Annotated in this window: 14 protein-coding genes; 3 read left to right on the top strand and 11 right to left on the bottom strand. The window is 64.6% G+C overall.

What is annotated here, in order from left to right; all coding sequences use genetic code 11:
• Positions 1-206: 206 nt before the first annotated feature.
• On the bottom strand, positions 207-1,700 hold the full coding sequence (locus HLH45_RS19015) for a M20 family metallopeptidase (RefSeq protein WP_008572625.1): 1,494 nt from the start codon (positions 1,698-1,700) through the stop codon (positions 207-209).
• 157 nt (positions 1,701-1,857) lie between these two features.
• Here HLH45_RS19015 and HLH45_RS19010 point away from each other — a divergent pair, with 157 nt between their 5' ends.
• The 3 genes from HLH45_RS19010 to xopAW all read left to right on the top strand — a co-directional run bounded on the left by HLH45_RS19010 (position 1,858) and on the right by xopAW (position 4,335).
• Positions 1,858-2,232, top strand: a complete 375-nt coding sequence (locus HLH45_RS19010) for a ComEA family DNA-binding protein (RefSeq protein WP_008572623.1) — start codon at positions 1,858-1,860, stop codon at positions 2,230-2,232.
• A gap of 426 nt (positions 2,233-2,658) precedes the next feature.
• Positions 2,659-3,516 (top strand): HutD/Ves family protein, encoded by an 858-nt coding sequence (locus HLH45_RS19005; protein WP_008572621.1) that lies wholly within the window; start codon positions 2,659-2,661, stop codon positions 3,514-3,516.
• Between the two features lie 153 nt (positions 3,517-3,669).
• Positions 3,670-4,335 carry an EF-hand domain-containing protein gene (gene xopAW / locus HLH45_RS19000; RefSeq protein ID WP_008572619.1) on the top strand — a complete coding sequence of 222 codons (666 nt, stop codon included), beginning with the start codon at positions 3,670-3,672 and terminating at the stop codon, positions 4,333-4,335.
• A 170-nt stretch (positions 4,336-4,505) separates the two neighbouring features.
• On the opposite strand, the gene HLH45_RS18995 is transcribed toward xopAW, so the two are convergent.
• The 10 genes from HLH45_RS18995 to HLH45_RS18950 form a co-directional block, all read right to left on the bottom strand.
• Positions 4,506-6,314: a flavodoxin domain-containing protein gene (locus tag HLH45_RS18995; RefSeq protein WP_033478663.1), complete on the bottom strand. Its 1,809-nt coding sequence runs from the start codon at positions 6,312-6,314 to the stop codon at positions 4,506-4,508.
• Positions 6,311-7,285 (bottom strand): FAD:protein FMN transferase, encoded by a 975-nt coding sequence (locus tag HLH45_RS18990; protein ID WP_005913324.1) that lies wholly within the window; start codon positions 7,283-7,285, stop codon positions 6,311-6,313. Before HLH45_RS18990 ends, HLH45_RS18995 begins: the two co-directional genes overlap by 4 nt.
• Before the next feature lie 67 nt (positions 7,286-7,352).
• The gene (locus tag HLH45_RS18985) at positions 7,353-8,156 is read right to left on the bottom strand and encodes a DUF4198 domain-containing protein (protein WP_033478564.1); all 804 of its coding nucleotides are present in this window, start codon (positions 8,154-8,156) and stop codon (positions 7,353-7,355) included.
• Between the two features lie 181 nt (positions 8,157-8,337).
• A complete protein-coding gene (locus HLH45_RS18980) occupies positions 8,338-8,853 on the bottom strand; it encodes a DUF2271 domain-containing protein (RefSeq protein WP_008571849.1) in 516 nt (171 codons plus the stop codon).
• A 21-nt stretch (positions 8,854-8,874) separates the two neighbouring features.
• Complete coding sequence (locus tag HLH45_RS18975) at positions 8,875-9,516, bottom strand: PepSY-associated TM helix domain-containing protein (RefSeq protein WP_008571848.1); 642 nt, start codon at positions 9,514-9,516, stop codon at positions 8,875-8,877.
• Between the two features lie 7 nt (positions 9,517-9,523).
• Positions 9,524-10,282, bottom strand: a complete 759-nt coding sequence (locus HLH45_RS18970; protein WP_008571847.1) for a tetratricopeptide repeat protein — start codon at positions 10,280-10,282, stop codon at positions 9,524-9,526.
• Positions 10,275-10,961: a Fe2+-dependent dioxygenase gene (locus HLH45_RS18965; RefSeq protein WP_008571846.1), complete on the bottom strand. Its 687-nt coding sequence runs from the start codon at positions 10,959-10,961 to the stop codon at positions 10,275-10,277. Before HLH45_RS18965 ends, HLH45_RS18970 begins: the two co-directional genes overlap by 8 nt.
• A 48-nt stretch (positions 10,962-11,009) precedes the next feature.
• The gene (locus HLH45_RS18960) at positions 11,010-13,328 is read right to left on the bottom strand and encodes a TonB-dependent receptor (protein WP_008571845.1); all 2,319 of its coding nucleotides are present in this window, start codon (positions 13,326-13,328) and stop codon (positions 11,010-11,012) included.
• A gap of 348 nt (positions 13,329-13,676) precedes the next feature.
• On the bottom strand, positions 13,677-14,006 hold the full coding sequence (locus HLH45_RS18955) for a non-heme iron oxygenase ferredoxin subunit (RefSeq protein WP_008571843.1): 330 nt from the start codon (positions 14,004-14,006) through the stop codon (positions 13,677-13,679).
• Positions 14,003-14,542, bottom strand: a complete 540-nt coding sequence (locus HLH45_RS18950) for a GNAT family N-acetyltransferase (RefSeq protein ID WP_008571841.1) — start codon at positions 14,540-14,542, stop codon at positions 14,003-14,005. The genes HLH45_RS18955 and HLH45_RS18950 overlap by 4 nt, the downstream gene beginning before the upstream one ends.
• Between the last annotated feature and the right edge of the window lie 70 nt (positions 14,543-14,612).

Raw genomic sequence — 14,612 nt, 5'->3', positions numbered from 1 at the left:
CCCCTCTGCCAGCGGCAGAGGGAATCGGGTAAGGATGCGGTCCAGGCAGTACGTGGAGCCCGGCGGCCAGGTTGCGCCAGCAAGCCTGAGCGCCAAAGCGGGTCAGCCCGACGACCACGGCGCACCCGCTCATCCCCACTTAAAGCGCAGCCCCACCTTTCATGAAATCGATGCGCGCCAACCGCACGCATCGATGAAGCCACAACTCAACAGCAACCATGCCCACCATGACGGGTGCCGCTATCGGCCGCCACCGGCGAGCCGCTGGTTTCGCCGCGCAGGCAGGCGGCGTGATGGTCGGCAATCACCTGCGAGACGCAGGCAGTCACGCGCTTGCCCATCGGGATGTGCAGGAACTCGTTGGGGCCATGCGCATTGGAATGCGGGCCGAGCACGCCGGTGATCATGAACTGCGCGCCGGGAAACTTCTCGCCAAGCATGCCCATGAACGGGATCGAGCCGCCTTCGCCCATGTACATCGCCGGCTTGTCGAAAAAAGCCTGGCTGGCGTCGTCGATCGCCTTCTCCAGCCATGGTGCCATCGCCGGTGCATTCCAGCCGGACGAGGCCTTTTCCAGCTCGAGCGTCACCTGCGCGCCATTGGGCGGGTCGCGCAGTAGTGCGGCCTTGAGCAACTCGCCGCAGGCCTTGCCGTCAGCCGTTGGCGGCAGTCGCAGCGACAGTTTCACCGCGGTCTGCGGACGCAGCACGTTGCCGGCCGACGCCAGCGGCGGCATGCCATCCACACCGGTAATCGACAGGGCCGGGCGCCAGGTGCGGTTCAACACCAATTCGGTGAGGTCCTCGTGCATCGGCACCAAGCCATCGACCATCGGGAACTTGTCGAAAATCGCGGTATCCAATGTGGCAGCGGCGGCCTTCGCTTGGGTCAGCCGCTCGGCGGGCACCTCCACATGCAGGCCATCGAGCAGGATGCGGCCGGTGGTTTCGTCTTCGATGCGGGACAGAAGCTGGCGCAGCAGGCGGAAGCTGGACGGCACCACGCCCGACGCATCGCCCGAGTGCACGCCTTCTTCCAGCACCTTGACCATCAGGTTGCCGCCGGTCAGCCCGCGCAACGAAGTCGTGCACCACAGCTGTTCGTAATTGCCGCAGCCCGAGTCCAGGCACACCACCAGCGACGGCTTGCCGATGCGCTCGGCCAGATGGTCCACATAGGCCGGCAGATCGTAGCTGCCCGATTCCTCGCAGGCCTCGATCAACACCACGCAGCGCGCATGCGGCAGGCCCTGGTTGCGCAGTGCCAGAATCGCGGCCAGCGACCCGAAGATGGCATAGCCGTCGTCGGCGCCACCACGCCCGTACAACTTGTCGTCGCGCAACACCGGCTCCCAGGGGCCCAGGTCCGGGTCCCAGCCGGTCATCTCCGGCTGCTTATCCAGATGACCGTACAGCAGCACGGTGTCCTCGCCCGATTCGGGGCCGGTGGCCGGAATCTCGATGAAGATCAATGGTGTGCGGCCTTCCAGGCGCACCACCTCGACTTGCATGCCGTCGATGGCCTGCGCACGCGCCCAGGTCTCCATCAACACGACCGCCTGCTCCATGTAGCCGTGGGCCACCCAATCGGCATCGAACATCGGCGACTTGTTGGGAATACGGATGTAATCGACCAGTTGCGGGACGATCTCGCGGTCCCAGGTGTCGCTGAGGAATTGGTCGATCTTGGCGCTGTCCATGGAGGCTCCGAATGCGTGACGTAGCCGCACATTCTACGCCCGCCTCGGGGGGTAGGTATTTCCCTACAAGGCGGCGCGCAGTTCACCGGCTGTGTGAAAAGTTCGTTGGCGATAGGATTGCTGCATGTGGCGCGGGACACTGGCTCCGCCGGCAGGAATGCTGGCTAGGACCATCACCCAAGCCACAAGGAGCGTTGCAATGAAGTCATTTACCGTAGTCCTGAAGTCCCTGCTACTGGCGTTGTTGTTGTCCTCGAATGCGTATGCGCTCGACAAGGTCGATATCAACACCGCGTCTGCTGAGGAATTGGACAAGGTGCTGATGAATGTCGGGCGATCAAAAGCCGAGGCAATCGTCGAGCACCGTCAGGCAAACGGTCCCTTCAAAAGTGCCGAGGAACTGGCACTGGTCAAGGGCATCGGACTCAAGACGGTCGAACGGAATCGCGACCTGATCGAAGTTGGAGCCACGATGGCTCCAGCCAAGAAGGCTGCCAAGGGGGCGGCGGTGAAACCGGTGGGACGGCGTTAAGGGGAAGGGATCCGAGATACGGTTCGACGCGAGGATGCGTGGCCGCAACCTAACTGGACAGGATGTCTGGGGGATGGCTGGAAGCCGACAAGGACGTGGAATCGCCCGGTGTTGCACTTGGATGTGCAGCCGGGCGTTTTTCGTTTTGGCCTGTGAAGATCTTGGGATCGCGCATCGCCAAGGTGTGATGAAGTGAACAGCAAAACATGGTGGGCAGTCTTCAGGCTGAGTGACTGCTTCAAAGCCTCCAGGTGTTCGAGTGACTCATGCGTACCAAGTATTGGTAGAGCCCGCCTTGCGATGGGTCGTGGCGTCAGCCCGCCGCTTGATGTTCAGGTCACTGGCTATGCGTCTTGCCGATAAAGACAGACGAAGCGGCAAGATACAGCCTGATCTCGGGGCGTGAGCTTGAGGCACAATGCGCCGATGCAGCTGACAGACCTGAGCAGCCGGGTGATTCCGGCCAATGAGTACCGCCGTGAGCGGTGGCGCAATCAGTTGGGTTGGACGCGGGAGATCCTGCGTGTGGGCGATACAGCGCAATGGGCATTGCGGCTGTCGATTGCCGAAATCGAGCAGGATGCCGCGTTCTCGGCATTCCCGGGCATCGATCGTGAGTTGGTGCTGCTTCGGGGTCATGGCATGCGTTTGACGTTCGGCGGTGGCGATACTGATGTCCAAGCCGCAACCAAAGCCAAACCCAAAGCCGAAACCCATATCCATACCGGTGCTAGTGAGATTGCCAGCGCTCGTGTGACCGTCAGCGCCGAGAATGCCGGAGCCGAAACCGAAACCGAAACCGAAACCGCTGCGGGTGCCTGGAAGGGTGTTGGTTTAGACGCGAGTGGCGCAGAGAGTGTTGGCGAGCATGCTGCTGTCGATGGATCTTTGAGCGCTGGTGAGCGCCTTGCTGCAAACGCTTCGGGCAGCAGGCGATGGGTGGACTTAGTACCGCCCTATCAACGCGTGCGATTTGCCGGCGAAGAGGCGGTTGAGGCAGTGCTGCTGGACGGACCTACCCAGGATTTCAACCTGATGTGGCGGCGCGATGTGCTGCAGACCGAGCTGCTGCATCGTCCTCTGGTCGGCACCATGTTGTTCTTTGCCGACCCAGGTAGCGCCTGGGCGATTCATCTGCTTGCCGGCCAGGCCAGTTTCGGGCGCGACAGCGGTTTGCCGCCGTTGGCGGCTGGCGATACCGCGTGGTTGAGTGCAGCGACGCGCACCCGTTACGTACTCGACGGTGGCGGCGAACTGTTGGCGATCCGGGTAAGCCCGGTCTAGGGCCTTCTTCACGTATCTGCGAGCAGGGCGCGCTCTTGGCACGCGCCCGGATGCATTCGTGTCAACGCAGACAAGCGACGGCATCGCTGTGCCACCTGGCTAGGGAACAGTGCAGGCGCCGCGAGTGGTTCCGGCAATTCCAGGGGGAAACCAATGAGTACCATCAGCTCGGTCGGAGCCGGCTACGCCGCCTACACGTCCTATGCAAGCCGCAGTGCGACCACCGGCAACGCCGCATCCGCCGCACAGGCGGAAAAAACCAATCCGCTGACGCAGTTGTTCAAATCCATCGATAGTGACAGCGATGGCAGCCTGACCGCGTCCGAGCTGTCGACCGCGCTGTCGTCCAATAGCAATGACGACAGCAAGATCGACATCGACGGGCTGCTGAGCATGCTCGATCAGGATGGTGGCGGCACCGTCAGCGAGAGCGAACTGGCGCAGGCCTTGCCGCCGCCTCCGCCACCGCCGGGTGAGCAAGGACAGGATGTGCAGTCGTTGTTTGCCGGCCTGGACAGCGATGGCGACGACAGTGTCAGCAGCGGTGAATTGAGCACGCTGGTCAATGGCGACAGTGCGTCGAGCACGCAGCTGCTGGACCTGCTCGACAGCGACAAGAGCGGGGCGCTGAGTCTGCAGGAACTGCAGGAAGCGATGCAGCCACGCGATCCGCCGCCGCGACCGCCGTCATCGGCCGATGCATCCAGCAGCGACGGCACACAGCAGGCCTATGCAGCGTTGATGCAGATGGCCGTGGGGCAGTACCGCAGCATTGGCGGCAGCGCGACAACGAGCAATCTGGTCGATCTGGCAGCGTAATGCGGTGATCGAGAGAGAATGGGGAAGCCGGAGCGCGGTCCTGGATCAGCCGGTGCGTCTAGCGCGCAGCCACCGCAAGCAGGGATGTTGCGGATTTCAGCAGCAGACGCGCTGCGGGTATCTGCGTAATCGCTTTGTTGATCGCTTTTGGCGGTGCCGCGTGCGGTGGTTCAGTACACGTCGCGGCGATAGCGCCCGCTGCCCAGCAGTTCCTGGCTGACATCGGCTCCGAGGATGCAATCCAACGTGCGGTCGAGTTCGGGTGCCATGCCGCGCAGGCTGCCGCAGACGTAGATACAGGCATCTTGATCGATCCAATGACGCAGGCGGTCGGCGGCTGCGGCCAGTGCGTGTTGGACGTAATGCGGTGGCTGCGGTTGATCGCGCGAGTAGACAAGCTCCAGGCGTTCGATCCAGCCGTCCTGGTGCCACTGCTGCAACTCGTCGGCATACAGCGCGTCGTGCGCGGCATTGCGTTCGCCGAACAGCAGCCAGTTGCGCCGCGCGCCGGCTGCGATGCGTGCACGTAGATGCGCGCGCAGACCGGCGATGCCGGTGCCGTTGCCGATCAGCAGCATCGGCTGGTCGGGTGCGGGCGGGTGGAAGCCGGGGTTGCTGCGCAAGCGCAGCGCGATGGGCGCGCCTATCTGTGCATGGACGCAGAGCCAGCCGCTACCCAGCCCCAGGCTGCCGTCGGCGTGCCGATGCTCGCGCACCAGCAGTTCGGCATGGCCTTCCTCGGGGATGGAGGCAAGCGAATAGTCGCGATGGGGCAGGGTGACCAAACTGCGCACAAACGCATCTGCGTCCAGTGGTGAAGTTGTGCCTGTGGCTGTTCCCGTAGCTGTATCAGTGCCTTTACCTGTATCCGTAGTTGGGTCGATTCTGACTTCGGCATCGGCATCGGCATCGGCATCGGCATCGGCGCCAGCCATAGCACTAGCACTAGCACTAGCACTAGCACTAGCACTAGCACTAGCTCTGAGGCTGGCACCGGCATCCACATCGGTACCGAGAGCGGCATCGGTATCGACGGGAAGTTGCGCGCCGCCGAGCCAGTCGCGCAGGGGGCGGCCGTCGATCTGCTGCGCGCCATCGTAGTGGTTACGCCGCAGCCAGGACTCGACCGCATCCGGGGTGTGACGCGGTGCGATCTCCGCGATATCGCCTGCGCTCCACTGCGGCAACGCGCCATCGCATGGCGTCAGGCGCAGTCGGTAAATCGGCGCACCCGCACTGCCGGGATTGACGTGGACACGTTCGCGTAGCTGCCAGGTGGTGTAGGTGGGCAGGCTCCAGTCGGGTTGCGTTGCCATTGCGGGCGCCAGTTCCGCCAGACGGCGTTGCCAGTGCTGCAGGGCGTTCGGGTCAGCGTTATCGACCTCGATGCGTTCGAACAGGCGAGTGGCGCCGCGCGCCTGCAGGCGATCGTCGAGGCGTCGGCCGAACGCGCAGTAGTGCGCGTAACCACGGTCGCCAAGCGCCAGCACTGCGTACTGCACCGCCGTCAGATCCTGCGCGAGGTCGGCACGCCAGGCGCGCTCGGCGGCCTGCGCATGGTCGGGCGCATCGCCTTCGCCGGTGGTGCTGACGATGCACAGCAGCCGCGGCACGCGTGCGAGTTGATCGCTATCGACGGCTTCGATCGGCAGCGCATGCGCGCCGACGCCAGCCGATTGCAGCGCGGCAACGCTGCGTTGCGCCAGCTCACGCGCAAATCCGGTCTGGCTTGCCCAGACGATCAACACGCCGCTGGCGTCTGCGCGTTGTGCGCCGACGCGCTTGCGGGCACGCAGCAGCACGACCGCACACAGGCCCAGATACAGCGCCAGGCCGAGTGTGGCCAGTTGCCAACGATGCGGCGTGGGTGGGCTCCACCATGCGCCCTCATGCAGGCCGGCCAGCCAGCCGACGATGACCGCAAGCGCCAGCAGAACCAGCCCGTTGCCCAGCCACACGCGTGAGGTGGCGCTGCTCATGACGCGGACAGGTGGCGTTCGAATGCCGGGCTCATGGATTCGAGCAGGATGCCGTCTTTGCGTGCCAGGAATCGCACGGCCAGTTCCGCCTTGCGTGCATGGGCAAGACCGGCATCGACGCCAAGCACGGTCATCGCGGTGGCCCAGGCATCGGCCTGCATCGCATCGGGCGCGAGTACGGTGACCGCCGCAGGGGCATGCGGAACGGGCGCGCCGGTGCGTGGGTCGAAGGTGTGCGTATAGCGTGTGCCGTCGGCATCGAAGCGGTGCCAGCGATCGCCGGAGGTGGCGACCGCCAGGCCGTCCAGCGCCAGCACGCGTGGTGGTAGTGCGCTGCCGGCGTCTTCGTCGGGGGCGGATTCGACCAGCACGCGCCACACGCTGGTATCGGGCTTGCGTCCGTAGCCGAACAATTCGCCGCCGACCTCGATCAATGCACTGTCGATACCCGACTGCAGCAATGCGCGATGCACACAGTCCACACCGAAGCCCTTGGCGATGCCGGACAGATCCAGTGCCACTGCGCCTGGCTGCAGCACACGCTTGCCATCCAGCTGCAGGCGTTGCCAGCCGCAACGCAGGCTCGCCAATGCGATCGCCTGCGCTTCCGGCACACGCCGGCGCGCGCCGGCGGCGCCGAAGCCCCATAGCTCGACCATCGGACCGACGGTGGGGTCGAAGGCACCCTCGCTGGCCTGTGCGATCTCCAATGCTGCGCTCAGCACTGCGTGGAATTCGTCGGGCAGGTGATGCCAGCTGCCCGCCGGTGCGCGGTTGTAACGGCTGATATCCGAATCGACCTCCCAGGTACTCATCTGCGCGACCACGCGATCCAGCGCGGCCTGGATGCACGCATGCAAGGGGTGCAGATCGCGTCCGCGCGGCGCCACCAGCTTCACGCTCCAGGTGGTGCCCATGCTGCGGCCGCCGAGCGTGGCAATGGCGTGGTCGGCGGAAGACGATGCGGGCATGGACGGGTCTTATGAAGATGGGGCGGCAGGATGCACGTTGCGTGCGCTCCTGCCGCGTGCCGGCAGATTACTGCGGCAGCACTTCCAGCGTGGCGACATAGCCCAGGCGACGTTGCTTGGCCTGCGGCAGCGAGGTCGTTGTGTCTTCGCTGGTGGTTTCCAGCCAATACATGCCGGCTTCCGGCCAGGTCACGCTGAAGCCACCCTTGGCATCGGTCTTGAGCTTGATCTCGTTTTGCGCATTCCGGTAACGGGTGCCGCCGCGCATGATGTCGATCTCCAGCCCGGCGGCCGGTTTGCCGTCCAGCTGCAGGGTGAACTGCGCGGGTTCGCCGGCAACCAGATCGTTGGGATGGGTCACCGGAATCAACTCGATGCCCTTGCCGGCGGGCTTGAAGACCGTGGTGGTCGGCGCACCGCGGGTGACGAAGGTTTCCACCCGATTGAAGGACTGCGAGACCTGTAAATCCTTGGCATTTTTCGGCACCTCGGTGGCGAAGCGGGTCTCGTCGCCACGCCAACGCTTGGGCTTGCCGTCTTCCTTCCAGCTGGCGAACAGGCCGGCGTTGACGATGCTCAGCTTGTAGGTGCCGGGCTGGGTGAGCTGCAGGTCGAACACGCTGCGGTACTTGCCGGTCGCCGGGTTCTCCGGCGTGAGCGCACTGCCATCGGGGGCGGTGATGCTCAGGTTATCCAGTCGCAGCGGCACGTGGTTGAAGTAGAACAGATCGTTGGACACTGCAGCATCCACGGTGATCCACGGCGCATCGCCAGCGATGACGGTCTGCGACGGCAGCAACCAGGCCTTATGAGCAAGTGCGCTGAGTGGCAGGCTGGCAAGCAGGCTAATCAGGACGAGCGAGCGTTTCATGACGACTCCTTGAAAGACGATGACAACGATGGGACGCATGTGGGATCAGCGCGAGACTGCAACGCTGTCTGCATGCATGGAAAGCGCCGGGTGTGAAGCAACACGCATTGCCGCCATGCGGCAGGTGTGACCTGCGGAAACAGTGACGTGCTGGAGAGCACCGCCAACGCCAGCGCAGCGTTCAGGGCTTTGCAACCAGGCTGATCGCACCGAGCTCGCTGCTGCCGCTGGCTTTGGCTGTCTGCGCGGAGGTCGCCGGCCAGGTGAAAGGCACCTTGACCAGCTCGCGGCCGCCAACTTCGCGTGCGGCTTCCACCACCAGCGTGTATTGCCCAGCCGGCAGCGACTTCAATGCGCCCTTGGTGTCGGAAAACGACAGCGCATGCGCGCCGGCCGGCCGGGTGGGGCCGGTGACGCCGTCGACCGGCACGCTCAGGGTGCGGCCGCTCTTGCGCCACCACTGGCGCAGATCCGGCAGCCATTTGGTGCCGTGGCCTTCGGCGGTGTCCCTGGATTGATACCAGACCGCCAGATTGGCGGCGACCTTCTGGTCTGCGCCTTCCAGCCAGATCGCGACATACGGGCGGTGGTATTCGGCGACGTTGAGCTTAGGGATTTCGACGTTGATGTCGAGCGTGGCCGCATATGCCGGCATGGCGAGCAGGCCGCTTAAGGCGATGGTCAATGTGGCGCGCATGATCGTCTCCGGTAGAAGGATTCAGTGGACCAACAGCAGTGCAAGCAACAGCGGAATCAGCAGGCCCAGGCCGACCAGCGGCCAGGTCATGTGCCGCTGCCGTGCATGCAAGTGAAGAAGAAACAGGCCGGTGATGCAGAACACCAGGCAGGCGATCGCAAAGACATCGATAAACCAGCCCCAGGCCGGCCCGGCGTTGCGGTCTTTATGCAGATCGTTGAGATAGGCCACCCAGCCACGCGATGTGCGCTCGTATTCGATTGCACCCGTCGTACGGTCCAGGCTCAGCCACGCATCGCCGCCTGGACGGGGCAGTGCGACATACACCTCGTCGGCCGACCATTCTGCGTTGCGCGCGCCGATGCTGATGTCGAGCTGGCGCCCCAACCATTGCGCCACACGGGGTGGCAGCGGTGCATTGCCGTCCTGCCGCTTGCCCAGCGTGTGCAGCAGAGCAGGCGGCAGCGTCAGCGTGCGTTGCTCGGCCGATGGGCTGGCTTCGATGCGCGCGGCGTGATTCAAGGTCAGCCCGGTGACCGTAAACAGCAGCATGCCGATCAGGCACAACGCCGAGCTGATCCAGTGCCACTGATGCAGCATGCGCAGCCAGAAACCGCGACGTTGCTGCGCGCTGGCGAGGTGAGCGTGGTCTGAGGTGGACATGCTGCGCTCAGGCCATAACGTCAGAAACGCGAGGCTGCAACTGCCGCTGCCGTGCAGCCACCTCGTGCAGCAAGGCGCGCAGGCGCGGATGGCGCGCGCCGGCCAGCAGCGGGGCGAGCTGTTGCAGAAAACCGGCGTGGCCACCTGCGATGGCGCGGCGCATCCACTGTTCTGCGTCATCGAACTCGCCGCTGTCGGCGAGCAGGGTGGCGTAGCCGGCCTGACCGCGGAAATCGCCCGCTTCGGCAGAGCGCCGGTACCACACACATGCGGCCAGGGGATCTGCAGCGCAGGCCAGGCCCTGGTCGAGATAGCGCGCCAGGAAGTTCATCGACTTGGCATGACCGGCTTCGGCCGCGCGGCGGTACAGCGCCAATGCCTGCGTGTGGTCCTGCGCTACGCCGCGCCCGGAGGCGTACATGTGCGCCAGGTTGTACATGCCCCAGACCAGGCCCTGTTCGGCGGCGTGGCGATACCACAGCACGGCCAGCACATCGTTGCTGGCCGTGCCGAACCCGAGCTCATGGCAGCGGCCCAGCTGGTTCATCGCCTCCGCACACCCTGCGTTGGCGGCCACTTCGTACCACAGCATCGCTGCAGCCGGATCTGCGGCAATGCCGCGTCCTTCGGCGTACATCTGCGCGAGCAGCACTTGTGCACTTACGTCATGGTTCGCAGCGGCTTTGTGCAAGAGCGCACGTGCCTGTTCCGGCTGCGTGCGCAGCAACGCGCTCAGCTGCGTGATGTCCAGCGCCGGCTCAGACATCGGCCCATTGCCGCAACAGGTTGTGATACACGCCAGTGAGCTGGATCAATGAGGGATGCCCGGGCGTGTCCTGGGTGAGGCGGCGGATCGAGACATCCAGTTCGAACAACAGGCGGCGCTGCGCAGCGTCACGCAGCATGCTTTGAGTCCAGAAAAAGCAAGCCACGCGCGCGCCACGCGTGACCGGCATGACCCTGTGCAGACTCGTGCCCGGATAGATCACCAGATGTCCGGCCGGCAGCTTGACCGACTGCGTGCCGTAGGTGTCTTCGATGACCAACTCGCCGCCGTCGTAGCTGTCCGGGTCGCTGAGAAACAAGGTAGCGGAGACATCGGTGCGCACGGGATCTGCGCCGCCGCGACTGCGGTCGTAGCGGATCGCATTGTCGACGTGATAGCCGAACGACTGCCCGCCGCTGTAGCGATTGAACAGCGGCGGATAGATCCTGCGCGGCAGCACTGCGGAAAAGAACGTGCTGCTGCGCGCCAGTGCCTCCAGCACCAGCGCGCCGGCCTCGCGTGCAACGGCGCTGTCTTCGGGCAACTGTGCGTTGTCCTTGGCCTGTGCCGACTGGTGGCCGGCGGTGATGCGGCCGTCTGCCCAGTCGGCCGCGTCCAGCTGTGCGCGCAGCTGGCTGAGCTGCGCGTGATTGAGCACATCGGGAATGGGCAGCAACATGCGGTGGTCTCCACGTCGCCCGCGCAGCGCGCACGGCGTGCCTGAGGGTTAGAAGCTGAAGGTGGCGTTCAACACTGCCGAGCGGCCGTCCCCCGGCAATGCCCAACCGCTACCCGCCGTGACGGTTCCTGCGGCATTGACAGTGAGGTTGTTGCGGATGCTGGTGTAATAGACCTTGTCGAACAGGTTGTTGACGTTCAACTGCAGGCTGAGCCACGTGTTGACGCGCAGGCCGACCATGGCGCGATGCACCCAATAGGCGTCGGTCTTGCGGTAGACCGCGGTCGAGGTGTTGTTCGGGTAGAAGCTGCCCTGATAGTTGACGCCGTAACCGAAGGTCCACTGGTTGAGCTGGTAGGTGGTCCACAGATTGCCGGCGTTGCGCGGGGTCTGCACCAGCTCGCGCCCGGCGATGGGGTCGCCTGTCAGGCTGGCGGTGCGGTTGGACACGCTCTGCAGCACTTCGCTGTCCAGGAAGGTGTAGTTGGCGAAGATGGACCAGCGCTCGGTCAGGTAGCCGGCCGCGCCCAGCGCAATGCCGTCCACGCGCGCCTTGCCGTCCAGCACCTGCTCGGGGACCAGCGGGTCGCCGCTGTTGACCTTGTAGTTCTCGCGTTCGTTGCGGAACACCGCAGCGGTCAGCGCCAGGCGCTCGTCCAGCGCATCCCACTTGCCGCCCAGTTCGATATTGACCGCGCTTTCCGGTTCGACATTGCAGTTGGCACCCACGGTGGAGGTGGCAATCGGCGTGCACGAGCCGTTGACCGAGGCCTTGGAAGGCGTCTTCGCATTTGCATAGGACAGGTACAGGCTGGCGTTGTCGACCGGCTTGAACACCAGGCCGGCGCGATAGGAAAACAGATCGTCCTTGCTGCCGGCGGGGAAGCCCGCAGTCACGCCGGTGATGCCGCCGGTAGCGTTGACGGTGTAGGTGGTGGTGTCACCTTCGTTATGCTCGTAGCGGCCGCCCAGGTTGAGCATCCATTGCTCGTTGAACTGCAGCGTGTCGAACAGGTACACCGCCTGGTTGGTCAGGCTGCCCTTGCTGCGGCCGGTGCGGAAATAGTTCTGCGGGCCGGTCCAGATGTTGTACGGGTTGTCGAACGACTGCAGCGGGTAGGTGATGCCGGTGGTGGAGCCGTCGGCATTGCGGAACAGCGAACCGCTATCCAGCTCGAAGTCTTCCTTGCTGAAGGCGACGCCGGCGACGACGCGATGTTCGATTGCACCGGTGTGCAGCGTGGCGGTCAGGTCGGTCTGGCTGTGCGCGATGAAGTTTTCGGTATCGCGCACCAGTCCGCGCGGCCCGCTGTTGGGGTTCCAGGTGGACGGCGGCTGGCCCACGCACGCGCGGCCGGTGTAGGCGTTGGTGTTGTCGGGCAGGCACCAGGTGCCCTCCGGAGCAGTGGCGGTGGTGCGCTGATCCACGCGCTGCAAGCGCGCCAGGCTGCGCAGTTTGACGTTGTCGTCGAAGTCCATTTCCAGCACGCCGGTGAGCATGTCCACGTCGATCTCCTGACGCGCCACATTGCGATAACCGTAGTAGGTTTCGCGGTCCACGCCCGGCAGCGGGCCATCGTTGAACGGGCTGAGCGCGAAGGGCACGCCGTACTGCGGCAGGTTGTTGTCGTGCTGGTGCAGATAGCTCAGCGTGAAACGCGTGTCCGAGCCCAGGCCGAACGCCACCGACGGCGCAAACCCCCAGCGGTGACGGAATTCTTCATCGCGGCCCGGCACGTCCTGGGTGTGGCCCATCGCATTCAAGCGCACGGCAGTGCCGTTTTCGAAATCGTAATTGCTGTCGGCAGTGAGGCGGCCGTAACGGTCGCTGCCGCCGCCGATCATGACGTTGGTGAAGTTGCCCTGGCCGGCAGTCTTGGTGACCAGATTGATGTTGCCACCGACCGAGCCGGCGCCGGACATGGCCGAGTTGGCACCGTTGATGAGCTCGACGGATTCGAGGTTGAAGGTGTCGCTGCGGCTGTACTGCGCGCTGTCGCGCACGCCGTCGGTGGTGATGTCGCTGCTGGCGGTGAAGCCGCGCAGGTTGATGCTGTCGCCATAGCCGCCGCCGCCTTCGCCCGCACCGAAGGTGATGCCGGGCAGGGTGCTGAGCACATCGCGCAGCGACAGCAGATTCTGCTGGTCCATGGTCTGCTTGGTGACCACGGTAATGGTCTGCGGCGTGTCGCGCAGCGCTTCTGTGTACTTGGGCGAAGACGGCTTCTGCGCACGTTCCTGCTGCACCCGGATCGCATCCAGATCCACCGCCCCTGGAGGCGCCGACACATCGTCAGGCTGGGCGAAAGCGGGGGCGGACAGCGTCAGCAACACGGCCGAAGCGAGCGGGGAAATGCTAGGCGTCATGGAAGGTCTCAAAGAGGAGGCGAGGCTCCCACCTGGCGATGGCTCGGCGGATGCGGGATGGAATGCGTGGACGCTGCGCCGGCTAATCCGATGCGCTGCGCCGACAGTCGCCGAAGCCAGGCAAGCTGAAGCGCTGCGCGAGGGCGCGCAGGCGCAGCGAACGAGCGGGGCGGGTGTCGAGCAGGACTGGTTGCATGGGGTCGCAGACAGGCCAGTTGTTAAGAAGGCCTTAAGGATGCGATCTTAAATGCAAATCATTCTTCTTTGCAATATTTACCGATCGATGGCAGACGCTGCAACGCGTGGCGCCCTAGCGCCCTGGAGCGCTGGCCGCCGCAATGCACCGCGTCAGCGATCGTCGCGGGTCCAGATACCGTCGTGTTCGCGCTTGACCGGGAACTTGGGCACGGCCGTGTAGGCAGGCGCGCACAAGGGGCGGCCGTCGCGGACATCGAAGCGCGCGCTATGCAACTGGCATTCGATGGTGCCGGCAACCGGATCGAAGCTGCCGGGCGACAATTCGTAGTCTTCGTGGCTGCAGCGGTCTTCCAGCGCATACAAGGCGCCATCGAGGTTGAACACCACGATCGGCGTGTCGGTGACCTCGTCCCAGACGGTCTGCATTTCACCGGGCAGCAGCGCATCGCTGGCACAGACGAAGGTCCAGGTGTCGCTCACGGGGTTGGCCCGCCCAACTGCTTTTCCAGCACTTCAAAACGCAGATCCTGGCGCAGCGGAATGCCGAAGCGCTCGTCGCCGTACGGGAAGGGTTTGACGATGCCGGTGCGGCGATACCCGCGGCGTTCGTAGAACGCGATGAGTTCATCGCGCACATCGATGACGGTCATGCGCATGACCGGCAGCTGCCACTGGCTATGTGCCAGGCGCTCGGCTTCGGCCAACAGCGTCTTGCCGAGCCCGCTGCCCTGCAACGAAGGATCCACCGCGAACATCCCGAAGTACCCGGCGCCGTGGTCATCGGCGATATGCGCACAGGCCACCAGCCGCTCATCCTGTTCGACCACCAGCACCAGGCTGCGTTCGCGCAGGAGATCGTCGCGCAGCACGGCCGGATCGATACGCGCACCCTCGAGAATATCGGCCTCGGTGGTCCAGCCCACGCGGCTGCTATCGCCGCGATAGGCCGAGGTCACCAGCAGGACAAGGGCGTCGATGTCAGCGACGGTGGCGGTGCGGAAAGTGGTGGTCTGCATGGAGGCAGTTTAATCGGGAATCGGGAATCGGGAATGAGGAATCGGGAATGAGGAATCGGGAATGAGGAAT

It is taken from the genome of Xanthomonas euvesicatoria, from assembly GCF_013112235.1.
Classification (GTDB): domain Bacteria; phylum Pseudomonadota; class Gammaproteobacteria; order Xanthomonadales; family Xanthomonadaceae; genus Xanthomonas; species Xanthomonas euvesicatoria.
The sequence above is the reverse complement of the archived record's forward strand: the minus strand, read 5'-3'. Positions and strand labels throughout refer to the sequence as shown.

What these genes read in the sequence shown, in the direction of transcription:
- HLH45_RS18975 (WP_008571848.1), bottom strand. Translation starts at nt 9,516, where the DNA reads ATGTCCACCTCAGACCACGCTCACCTCGCCAGCGCGCAGCAACGTCGC.
- HLH45_RS18960 (WP_008571845.1), bottom strand. Translation starts at nt 13,328, where the DNA reads ATGACGCCTAGCATTTCCCCGCTCGCTTCGGCCGTGTTGCTGACGCTG.
- HLH45_RS18950 (WP_008571841.1), bottom strand. Translation starts at nt 14,542, where the DNA reads ATGCAGACCACCACTTTCCGCACCGCCACCGTCGCTGACATCGACGCC.
- HLH45_RS18995 (WP_033478663.1), bottom strand. Translation starts at nt 6,314, where the DNA reads ATGAGCAGCGCCACCTCACGCGTGTGGCTGGGCAACGGGCTGGTTCTG.
- HLH45_RS18970 (WP_008571847.1), bottom strand. Translation starts at nt 10,282, where the DNA reads ATGTCTGAGCCGGCGCTGGACATCACGCAGCTGAGCGCGTTGCTGCGC.
- xopAW (WP_008572619.1), top strand. Translation starts at nt 3,670, where the DNA reads ATGAGTACCATCAGCTCGGTCGGAGCCGGCTACGCCGCCTACACGTCC.
- HLH45_RS18980 (WP_008571849.1), bottom strand. Translation starts at nt 8,853, where the DNA reads ATGCGCGCCACATTGACCATCGCCTTAAGCGGCCTGCTCGCCATGCCG.
- HLH45_RS19005 (WP_008572621.1), top strand. Translation starts at nt 2,659, where the DNA reads ATGCAGCTGACAGACCTGAGCAGCCGGGTGATTCCGGCCAATGAGTAC.
- HLH45_RS19010 (WP_008572623.1), top strand. Translation starts at nt 1,858, where the DNA reads ATGCTGGCTAGGACCATCACCCAAGCCACAAGGAGCGTTGCAATGAAG.
- HLH45_RS18965 (WP_008571846.1), bottom strand. Translation starts at nt 10,961, where the DNA reads ATGTTGCTGCCCATTCCCGATGTGCTCAATCACGCGCAGCTCAGCCAG.
- HLH45_RS19015 (WP_008572625.1), bottom strand. Translation starts at nt 1,700, where the DNA reads ATGGACAGCGCCAAGATCGACCAATTCCTCAGCGACACCTGGGACCGC.
- HLH45_RS18985 (WP_033478564.1), bottom strand. Translation starts at nt 8,156, where the DNA reads ATGAAACGCTCGCTCGTCCTGATTAGCCTGCTTGCCAGCCTGCCACTC.
- HLH45_RS18990 (WP_005913324.1), bottom strand. Translation starts at nt 7,285, where the DNA reads ATGCCCGCATCGTCTTCCGCCGACCACGCCATTGCCACGCTCGGCGGC.